The following is a 9,901-nucleotide window of genomic DNA, read 5'->3' as shown; positions in this document are numbered from 1 at the left end:
AATCTAGTCACACCCTCAGTCCTTGATACGCCCCTCCAAAAGGGTTTTAACCTGATTATTTATTCTCCCACCAATATGGTCTGCTTATTTACGCCGTGTTGTACTAGGTTGATCTGGCGTTGTCCCCTATATGTCACTATGCGCTCTGCTCATGTTCCAATGGAGTCAAATGAATCACTACTCGCTGATTAAGAGCGTGAGCGATTTTTTGAAGCATTGACAGCGAGTGTCCCTCGTAATCAGCATCTTCTAGCCGTGCAATCACAGGCTGTTTTGTGCCAACAAGTTCAGCCAGTTGTTTCTGTGTTAAACCCGATGAAGTTCTAGCTTCATAAATCAACTGTGCCACTTCTGCATTGATTGAAGCTTCTGCTACCATTGCCTCAAGCTCAGGGTCGCTGCTAGTCAGGTTATCAATTATTTTTATTGCATCGTTAGTCTTCGCCATTCTCTTGCTCCTCTACATAGGTATGAGCTTCTGGGTTTTCTTCAAATAAAAGCTTTCGAGCGATCGCTCGTTCAATATCAATTGGAGGTACAGCTGCTTCTTCCTTTGTAATGGCGTGTGCGAGAATTGCCACATTTTGCCCATGAAAGAAGTATAGGATGCGGTATTGCACATGAATATGCTTTGCTCGAAGCTCATATATCCCGTCGCGTAAGTAATCTGCCGCAGGGCGACGGAGTTCGTATCCTGATGCCGCCAGTTGTTTGATTCGAGCAACACAGTTTGCATAACCTTTGCGGTCTTCTTTTAAAAGTTGCTTCAGCCATTCAAGAACAGGAACTTCGCCCTCTTCTTCTTGGTAGAAGACAACGCGAGTTTCAGGCACAACACCACCTTCTAATATATCAATATTGTTATATTAAGGCAATGAAGGAAACCAGACTAAGAAACATAGTAATTAATTTCTTACCAAGGGTTGTCACAATCCTTGTATAACAAAGTTCTTGAGAGCCAATGCTGCTCAGGCGTATTGCGAAGTCGGTACTTTTTACTTACTTGGATAGACTCTAAATTATGTAAATGTTAACTTTTTAGGTCAATATCCAATACTGCTAAAACGTAGGCGGATTGATACACGGTAAGCGCATCTCTCCTCAATGCCAAGTAAGCAATGTCCTATTTTGTAATTCGGATCGCATCCAATAAAGTATTTAATAAATCTGTGGTTGTGTAGGGCTTAGAGAGAAATTTGTCTGCACCAGCCGTGATCGCTTTTTGTTCGCCGCGATCACTTCACTACCCTGCCCAGTTACAACAATCACAGGTAAGTAAATCTGTTGAGTTCGGGAACACAAACTGGCAAGAAATTCCAGTCCTTCCATATCTGGTAAGCGGTAATCTAGCAAAATAACATCTGGCTGATGCTGCTGCCATAGCTCTAGACCTTCTTCCCCAAAATTTGCTTCTAGAATGCTGTAAGAGTAGTCTTTATCTTTTAGCAAGCAGCGTCGGTAAAATTCTCGGTCTAGTGGAGAATCATCGACAATTAAAATAGTACGCTGTTGCTGGCTCATAATAAAATTGTTTCAAATCCGCTTCTATTATAGGTTCTGTTCTGCGGCCACTTTATCCTTTAAACAGTAAAGACTGAAAGCCTTATTATTTCGATTAAGTCTGAATTATTTGTCAAATTTCATGAATAAGTTTGCCGCAAGTCACGCGCTAAATGTAGGCTTTGGGAGCATTTTTATGCTTTGCTTGCGATGGCGTACCCGCCCGCCGGAGGAGATCGCACTCTCGCAAGACGGGTATTTGACCACAAAAACAGTCAACTGATTGTAGGTTGTAGATTGGAGATTGACCCCATAACTAAAGTTAGGGGCTTGGGATTGATAGATTTTAGATTTTAGATTTATTGATGATTTTAGAAGGGAGATTATAGATTATCCCCATTAATCAATTAAGGGGCTTGATTTTTCAATCTGCAATCTTAAATCTTCCATCTCCAATCTTCTCGGTCTGGCTATAGGTTTGGCAAGCTTATCCTTTAATTTTCGGCAATCTTTTCCTTTAGTCACATAAATGCTCATTAATCAAATCTAATAAATTTCTGAGCCTCACAGGCTTGGGTAGATATGCTGTCGCACCTGCTTCTAAACAGCGTTCTTGATCACCAGGCATGGCTAAAGCTGTCAGTGCAATGATGGGGATAGGTTGATTTTGGGTATCAGCACGGATTTGACGAGTTGCTTCTAATCCATCCATATCTGGCATTTGGATGTCCATTAAAATCAGATTGGGTTGATATTGTTTTGCCATTTGCACCGCTTCTTGTCCATTGCGCGCCAAAATAATCTGAAAGTTGTGTGCTTCCAGGTAACTCATGATTGTGGCAATATTCGCTTCATTGTCTTCGGCTAACAAAATTCTGGGTTTTTGTGATAACTCCATAGCAGCAATTACGAGAGCAGTTTGTAAGTTTGGCTGTTGCACATTGACAAAAATCTGCCTTAATGCGTCATAAAACTTTTGTCGCGAGAGGGGTTTTAAAATATGTTCGGCAGCACCCAACTCTAAACTGCGTGATCGCTGATCAACTACGGAAATAACAATCACGGGTATATGATAAGTCTCAGAATGGGTTTTTAACTTGGTTAACACTTCCCATCCCGAACAATCAGGTAGCAGTAGATCCAGAACTATCACATCTGGCTTGACTCGTAAGGCAACTTGTAATGCACCTTCTCCCACTGGATGAATGACGCTAGTTGCCCCCATTTCAGCTAAGTAATGTTTAATTTGACTAGCAGCAGCAGTAGAATCTTCTACTACCAAGGCTTGTTGCACTGCTACATCTTGTAGTACTGTTGGAAGTGCTAAAGATAAGTCATCATACTCTTGCAAGGGATGCCAAGGTAATATGACGCTAAAGCAACTTCCTTTACCTAACTCACTCTCAACTCGGATACTACCGCCGTGTAGATCGACAATGCGCCGGACTAAAGATAATCCTAATCCTGTACCTGGATAGCGTCTGGATAGGGAACTATCTAACTGTACAAATGGCTGAAACAACTTACTCATATCTGCCTCAGCAATACCGATTCCGGTATCAATTACCTGAAATTCTACAGTTTGTTCAGGCAAGTGCATTTTCACTTCCAGCCTCACGCTACCACCGTCGGGGGTGAATTTCACAGCATTTGCTAGTAGATTAACTAAAACCTGTAGTAAGCGGCGTTCATCAGCTTCAATTTCTGTAACATTGTCGTCTATTTGGCAGCTTAGTTGAATTTGTTTGTTTCCCGCCTGCTGCTTAACAAAATTCAGACTGGATTCACAAAGTGGCGGAATTGATATAGAAGCTAGTTTCAGATCCGTTTTGCCCGATTCAATTTTGGAGAGGTCTAAAATATCGTTAATTAACTCTAGTAAGTGTTCGCCACTCTTTTCTATTATCTGTAAAAACTGGCGTTGTCGCTCGGTTAAGCTACCAAATATCTCTTCTAAAAGTAATTCTGACATGCCCAAAATTGAGTTCAATGGCGTTCGCAACTCATGACTCATATTTGTCAAAAATTCGTCTTTAAGACGAGCTGCTCTCGCTAATTCTGCATTGGCTAAACTGATGCGCTCACTGCTGCGGCGCAGCTGTTCTTCAGCACGTTTTCGCTCGGTAATATCATTGTTGATTTCTAATATCTTGATGGGGTTACCTTCTTGATCGCGCTGCAATACCCAGCGACTAGCAACAATGATGGGTGTGCCATCGCGCCTTACATGAATGAGTTCGCCTTCCCAGTAACCTTGGCTTAAAAATTCCGCTTCTATATCAGTAAGGGATTGCGGAAATTGAGTTTGCAATAGTTCATGGGATATCTGCCCATATACCTCAGTTGGACTCCAGCCATACATTCCTTCTGCACCTTTGTTCCAGAAGGTAATTGTGCCATCAAGAGTACGGGTGATGATGGTGTCATGGGCGAGATCTAACAGCTGTGCCTGTTCTTCTAAAATTTTCTGGGTGCGCTCTCGCTCTAATAGTTCCTGTTGCAATTGGGCATTAACAGTTTCCAATGCCAAAGTCCGCTCGGTAACTCTTTGCTCTAAAGATTCGTTTGCTTGTTTTAATAAGGCTTCGGCGCGTCTGCGTTCGGCAATTTCATGCTGTGCTTGCTGATATAATTCTGCTTGTCGCAGGGCAATACCTAAATGCGTTGCCAATTGTTTGAGCAAATCAATTTCTATGGGCTGCCACTGTCGCGGTGCTTGACATTGATGTACAATCAGCATCCCCCATAAATTTTGCTCTTGCAGAATAGGTACAACTAAATTTGCTCGTACTTCTAACTTCGCCAGTAGCTCAACATGGCAGGGATCAATGCTGCCATTATAGATATCTGCTTTGACAGTTACTAATCCTTGGCGAAAAGGTGCAATATAGTTTTCGTTTAAGCAGGCATCGTAGTGAGAGGTGGATAGCAAGGGAGTCCAGCCAGATGCTACCGATTCTGTAGTGACGATTCCCGTACCATCAGGCTGTAAACGAAAGATCAGGACGCGATCGCTGTTGAGAAACTGCCGAACGTGGGTGACAGTGGTTTGCAGAATTTCCTCTAAATTGAGGGTTTGATGGATTTTTTGGGTAATTTCTGCAACTAACCGTTCTCTCTCAATCCTCTGTTGCAGTTCGTTGTGTAATTTTACTTTAGAGATCGCTGATTTGAGTGCCGATTGTAGCCTTTGTGGGGTAATCTGTTCTTTAACTAAATAATCTTGTGCCCCTGCTTTCATTGCTTGCACGGCGATCGCTTCACTACCCTGCCCACTTACAACAATTACCGGTAAGCACGTCTCTTGAGTTGAGGAGCTTAATCTAGCAATGAATTCTAATCCATCGATATCTGGTAAGCGGTAGTCCAGTAACACAGCATCCGGTTGGTTTTGCTGCCATAATTCTAAACCTTCCTGCCCTAAAGTTGCTTCGAGGATGCTGTAAGAGTAATTTTTGTCTGTTTGCAAACACCGTCGGTAGAGTTCTCTGTCTTCTGGGGAATCATCAACAATTAAGACAGTACACTGTTGCTCGCTCATAAGGAATTTTTGGGGTAATTAGGCAGAGTGGTCAAGTCAAACCAATAATCTACGAGCATTTGCACATCTAGCTTCAGTTGGGCAAAGTTAATCGGCTTCACAATGTAGCTATTAACGCCATATTTGTAACAATCCTCAATATCTTTAGGATTATTAGAAGTAGTAAAAACAACGACAGGAATGGTTTTTAAATTACCATCCTGTTTTATGCGACGCAAGACTTCCCGCCCATCAGTCCCCGGTAGGTTGAGGTCTAGTAAAATCATGCCTGGACGCGGGGCAGTTTCAGGGTTGGAGTACTTACCAGTGCGGTAGAGAAATGCCAATGCTTGATCGCCATTGATACAGCGATGAATGGGTACGAAGAATCGGGAACGCTTAATTAATCGGTCTATGGTTTCAAAGTCTTCATTGCTGTCTTCGACAATCAGCATTAGGGGAGTTTGCCTAACAGCAACCTGGGAAGCTTCGGTCATATAATCGCCTCCGCTCCTAAAGTGAAGTAAAAGGTACTACCTTCATTAAGCGTGGATTCTACCCAAATTTTACCGCCGAGCCGTTCTACAATTTTGCGGGCAATTGTTAACCCTGCTCCATTACCGCCACCATATTCATCCCGTCCATGTAACCGCCGGAAAATCTGAAAAATCTTTTCTTGATGTTCTGGAGGAATGCCAATGCCGTTGTCACGTACATAAAATGTATAAAAGCTAGTTGCCTGTTCCCTAGTCCTTTGGAGAAAACCGATTTCTACCCATCTTTGTGGTTTATCGTTGTACTTAATAGCGTTGCTGATCAGGTTGGTAAATAGTTCATTGACCTGAGCGCGATCGCACTCGATTGTGGGTAGGGGTTGGGGAATGCGAAAATCAATTTGGTTTTGGGGTCGAGATATGGTGAGAGTAGCGATCGCTTGCTGCACCAAATCGTTTAAATTCACCTGTTGCCAGATCAGTTCGGTTCGTCCCAAGCGTGAGAAGTGCAGCAGGGAATTAATTAAATCTTCCATGCGTTGGGTGAGCTTGACTAGGGTTTGCAGTTTGGCAACACCATCTTCGGTCAAAGTCTCGGCATAATCTTCCATTAAAAAGTTAGCGTAGTTGTGAATGCCGCGTAATGGTTCCTTGAGGTCGTGGGAAGCAACATAAGCAAAGGAATCTAATTCTTCGTTACTGCGCTGAAGTTCAATGTTGATTGATGCGAGTTCATCTGCTTGTCGCAGCACTACACCCACAATCAAGCTGCTTAATTCGGCAACGGCGGCAATTTCGCAAGCTTTCCACGGTAAAGCGCAACCTCTGACTGTCTCTTGCCACAATGCAAAAGATTTGCGCGGTGATAACCGCAAACTGCCATCCTCTTCAACCTCTACGGGTTTATGCGGATTACCACCCCAATTCACAGTTTGAATTACTTCTGGGCGAAACCAAAGCAGATAATTTGGGTGAACTTTGGAAATTTCTAAAGCTAAAACGCCACTAGCAACTGCTTTAAATGACTCAGCTGCTGGATAAATTTGAGCAAGCGATCGCGTGTGAAACAAATTGTGGTGGAGTTGCGGTTTAATCCAATCCAACAGCGCATAGATTTCTGCTTCCCCAGGAGTTTCACCAATGCGAATACAATTATCTTCGCTGCAAATTACTGCTCCGGTTGCACTTACCAGCTCCAGCAATTGCGAATCCATTTGTGCAATCCCATCCACAAAATACTCAGCTTGCGACAGAGATTCCACAAATTGAGTTTGTAAGGACTTCAAATGTATCTTGTATTCTTGGTCAACGCTGGCTTCTTTATTTGCTAGTTCTAGGGACATCACCTGTCCAATAAACTCGCAAGCTGCACGCAGGCTGTAAGGAATATACTTGGTTGCAGAATCATGGCAAGCAATCAATCCCCAAAGTTTTTGGTCTTGTACTAGGGATATGGACATAGAAGCAACTACGCCCATGTTTTGCAGATATTCCAGATGAATTGGAGAAACACTGCGTAAAACCGAGAGACTGAGATCTAGCGTTTGGTTAGTTAGGGGATTGGTTGCTGGGATTAACTCTACAGGCTGGTAATTGGCATTAGGAATAATTCTGAGCCAGTTGCAAGTGTAGAGTTGTCGCGCCTGTTTGGGAATATCACTGGGTGGGTAACGTAAGTTGAGATAAGGTGGTTCTTGGTTTGTATCCTCAGCAATCACAATCCCAGTTTCATCTTCATCAAATCGGTAGACCATGACGCGCTCAAATCCAGTAATTTTTCGCACTTCGCTGACTACCACTTGACACATCTGTTCCATTGTGGATGCTTTCTGGATTTTGGTAATTGTTCCTTTTACCTGCTGATAAAAATCAAAAAAGTCTCTTTTGCCCTTCAACTTTTTTGGTTCTAATTCCAAGAGTGCCACCCCATCTAACTGATGCACAATCCCATCAAATCGCAGCGATTTATTTTGACGCTTTAAGGAGAGGTTGATTGGATTGAGACTTTCAAAGTCGCCATTTAAACATTTTTGGATAGTATCAACTTGTTTAGCATCGAATAATTGTGATAGCGGCTTACCTAACAAATCTTGGGGTTGGCGGCCAAGTAATTGCTCTGTATTATTGCTCACCTGAACAATCTCTAAATTGGAGAGATTAATAGCTAGCAGCACCCCATGCGGCTGAATCAATCCCGGAATGTGAATCGGTTCGCGATCGCAGTTGGTTAAATCCACCGTCTGAACCGTCATACCTTCCCAAACTCCTTGTGACAATCGTCTGGATTCTCCCGTTAAAAATATTAATCAAGAAGCAGCACTAGCTGTAAATAATACCTAGCACTATAAAAATTATCTGTCATTCGGTAGAGAATATACATTACGGAGTGTAAATATTAATTCCACCACCTACCGAGGTATGATCTACGTTATTGGAAAGCTACATTATCGGCTATTTGTACTGGGTTTATATAGGATTAAATTCTTTTAAAGTTCTAAATTTATGATAATTACCAGACCACTTTATGCAATGGAGAATTGAATAATAAAAATAATTTAATGGATATCAACCAACAAAAAGAACAATTTAGCATCACCTATATTAGAGCCATCGCCGCCGTTGCAGGTTATTCTTTATATAGACCAGAAGTGGATAACGATAGTGTAGATTTAGGTATAGTTAGCAGAGGTGGCACAGGTAAAATCCTTTCCCCTAGACTAGAACTACAACTAAAATGTACAGCTAGAGATATTCTTGAGGAAAACTATATTAAATATCCGCTCTCTCTCAAAAATTATAATGATTTAAAAATCAATGCCCTTGTCCCTCGAATCTTAGTAGTTGTTTTAGTTCCTGAAAAAATAACAGACTGGATAAAACAAACTGAATCCGAACTATGCCTGAGATATTGTGCTTACTGGTTATCCTTGCGCGGGATGCCAGACACCGAAAATATAACCAATGTTACTATTGAAATACCCCGTAGTAATCAGTTGACACCTGATGCACTGCAAGCCATTATTGAACGCATTAGTTTTGGAGGTTTGCCATGAAAGTTACTATTAAAGATAGTCAAATCCTCAAAACTGTTAACCCTAATGTAATACAGGCGCATTTGCAAGCAACAGGCTGGCACGAGACAGGACGTATTTATAATGATGCTGGGGCAATTTGGCGACTAAAAAAAGATGCGGCTCCTGAATATGAAATCTTGCTACCTCTCCAACATAATTTAGGAGATTATGCCGAAAGAATCAGCGATATATTGAAAATATTATCGACAGTAGAAAATCGTGACCAAGTTGATATTTTAAGCGAATTTATTACTAATTATCCCAATTTCAATGTACAAGGTGTAGTCATGCAAATTGCTACTCCTTCTCTTGAGAAATTGAGTGGAGAAATTACTTTACTTGTCCCAATTTTTGAGAAATTACAAGAAATAAAAACTGAACTAACTGACCAGGATTATATCTTAGCTATTAAAGCTTATCAAGAACGTTTACCAGTTCACTGCACAGGTGATTTAGTCAAAGTTGACAATCATTTCGTTCTGAGAAACCCTCAAATTTTTCAAATTGACAATATCTAAATTTTTAGATATTTCCTAAATAAGTTCTGATATCGAATCACTCATCTGCTTTTGTAAACGCTGGCGGTTATCATCATATTTCAACACCGTCTGCACTTGGGCGTGTCTGCTGAAACGCTGAGTAGCCCGGTAGTTACCATTATTGAGATCCAAAACTGTAGTAATCGCACTGTGGCGGATGCGATGGGGTGACATCTTCTTAGTGATTCCGGCTTGCTTACATAGCCCATCCACCAATCGCCTGATTGCTTCCCCGGTTAATCTCGCGCCATTTTTGTGATAAGCCAGCACCGTAAAAAGCGGGTCTACCCCTCGTTTCTTCTTACAAGCTTTAATCCAGTCGGAGATCGCCGTTGTGGTTTTGTCCGATAGGTCAAGAACTTCCTTCTGGCTACCCTTGCCTTTACCCAGAATAAAAAGCGTTTTCTCCTTGGGGTTAAAATCACTCACATTTAAGTTGACTATCTCATTGCGGCGCAAGCCATTATCCCAAAGTAACCCCAGAATGGCATAGTCACGCTTGCCTTTTAAAGTGTTTTGGTCAACCAACGCGATGACTAAAGCATAGTCACTAGCAGAAATACCCGTAGTGTCGCGGTAGGTTTCAACCCTTTCACCTTTGACATCATCTAAAGAGAAATTGCACACCCCCAGCCGTCGCCCCATCTCTACCATTGACTTGATAGCACTAAGTGGATGCCTAAGCCAGAAAGTCACCTCTCTGACTCGGCTACAAAACCGTGCATGAAACGTTAATTTCACACGGCTCCTCAGTGAATTAGTGCTTGTCACGCA

Annotated in this window: 9 protein-coding genes; 2 read left to right on the top strand and 7 right to left on the bottom strand. The window is 42.1% G+C overall.

What is annotated here, in order from left to right; all coding sequences use genetic code 11:
- Window positions 1-136 precede the first annotated feature (136 nt).
- From H6G14_RS31995 to H6G14_RS31970, 6 genes are all read right to left on the bottom strand, one after another.
- Window positions 137-448, bottom strand: a complete 312-nt coding sequence (locus tag H6G14_RS31995) for a helix-turn-helix domain-containing protein (RefSeq protein WP_190572885.1) — start codon at window positions 446-448, stop codon at window positions 137-139.
- A complete protein-coding gene (locus H6G14_RS31990; protein WP_190572883.1) occupies window positions 435-833 on the bottom strand; it encodes a type II toxin-antitoxin system RelE/ParE family toxin in 399 nt (132 codons plus the stop codon). The genes H6G14_RS31995 and H6G14_RS31990 overlap by 14 nt, the downstream gene beginning before the upstream one ends.
- A gap of 325 nt (window positions 834-1,158) precedes the next feature.
- Window positions 1,159-1,521, bottom strand: a complete 363-nt coding sequence (locus H6G14_RS31985) for a response regulator (protein ID WP_190572881.1) — start codon at window positions 1,519-1,521, stop codon at window positions 1,159-1,161.
- A 496-nt stretch (window positions 1,522-2,017) separates the two neighbouring features.
- Window positions 2,018-5,041, bottom strand: a complete 3,024-nt coding sequence (locus tag H6G14_RS31980) for a response regulator (RefSeq protein WP_199326357.1) — start codon at window positions 5,039-5,041, stop codon at window positions 2,018-2,020.
- Window positions 5,038-5,517, bottom strand: a complete 480-nt coding sequence (locus tag H6G14_RS31975) for a response regulator (protein WP_190572878.1) — start codon at window positions 5,515-5,517, stop codon at window positions 5,038-5,040. Before H6G14_RS31975 ends, H6G14_RS31980 begins: the two co-directional genes overlap by 4 nt.
- Window positions 5,514-7,766: an ATP-binding protein gene (locus H6G14_RS31970; RefSeq protein WP_190572876.1), complete on the bottom strand. Its 2,253-nt coding sequence runs from the start codon at window positions 7,764-7,766 to the stop codon at window positions 5,514-5,516. Before H6G14_RS31970 ends, H6G14_RS31975 begins: the two co-directional genes overlap by 4 nt.
- Window positions 7,767-8,072: 306 nt before the next feature.
- Between H6G14_RS31970 and H6G14_RS31965 the strand changes: the two genes are divergently transcribed.
- Both H6G14_RS31965 and H6G14_RS31960 read left to right on the top strand, forming a co-directional pair.
- The gene (locus H6G14_RS31965; RefSeq protein WP_190572874.1) at window positions 8,073-8,567 is read left to right on the top strand and encodes a DUF4365 domain-containing protein; all 495 of its coding nucleotides are present in this window, start codon (window positions 8,073-8,075) and stop codon (window positions 8,565-8,567) included.
- A complete protein-coding gene (locus tag H6G14_RS31960) occupies window positions 8,564-9,106 on the top strand; it encodes a hypothetical protein (RefSeq protein WP_190572872.1) in 543 nt (180 codons plus the stop codon). The genes H6G14_RS31965 and H6G14_RS31960 overlap by 4 nt, the downstream gene beginning before the upstream one ends.
- 15 nt (window positions 9,107-9,121) lie before the next feature.
- On the opposite strand, the gene H6G14_RS31955 is transcribed toward H6G14_RS31960, so the two are convergent.
- Window positions 9,122-9,901 (bottom strand): tyrosine-type recombinase/integrase (locus H6G14_RS31955; protein WP_242054268.1); only part of this gene is annotated, 780 nt, incomplete at its 5' end.

This window comes from Nostoc parmelioides FACHB-3921, assembly GCF_014696625.1.
GTDB lineage: Bacteria > Cyanobacteriota > Cyanobacteriia > Cyanobacteriales > Nostocaceae > Trichormus > Trichormus parmelioides.
The sequence above is the reverse complement of the archived record's forward strand: the minus strand, read 5'-3'. Positions and strand labels throughout refer to the sequence as shown.

What these genes read in the sequence shown, in the direction of transcription:
- H6G14_RS31995 (WP_190572885.1), bottom strand. Translation starts at nt 448, where the DNA reads ATGGCGAAGACTAACGATGCAATAAAAATAATTGATAACCTGACTAGC.
- H6G14_RS31985 (WP_190572881.1), bottom strand. Translation starts at nt 1,521, where the DNA reads ATGAGCCAGCAACAGCGTACTATTTTAATTGTCGATGATTCTCCACTA.
- H6G14_RS31980 (WP_199326357.1), bottom strand. Translation starts at nt 5,041, where the DNA reads ATGAGCGAGCAACAGTGTACTGTCTTAATTGTTGATGATTCCCCAGAA.
- H6G14_RS31975 (WP_190572878.1), bottom strand. Translation starts at nt 5,517, where the DNA reads ATGACCGAAGCTTCCCAGGTTGCTGTTAGGCAAACTCCCCTAATGCTG.
- H6G14_RS31970 (WP_190572876.1), bottom strand. Translation starts at nt 7,766, where the DNA reads ATGACGGTTCAGACGGTGGATTTAACCAACTGCGATCGCGAACCGATT.
- H6G14_RS31965 (WP_190572874.1), top strand. Translation starts at nt 8,073, where the DNA reads ATGGATATCAACCAACAAAAAGAACAATTTAGCATCACCTATATTAGA.
- H6G14_RS31960 (WP_190572872.1), top strand. Translation starts at nt 8,564, where the DNA reads ATGAAAGTTACTATTAAAGATAGTCAAATCCTCAAAACTGTTAACCCT.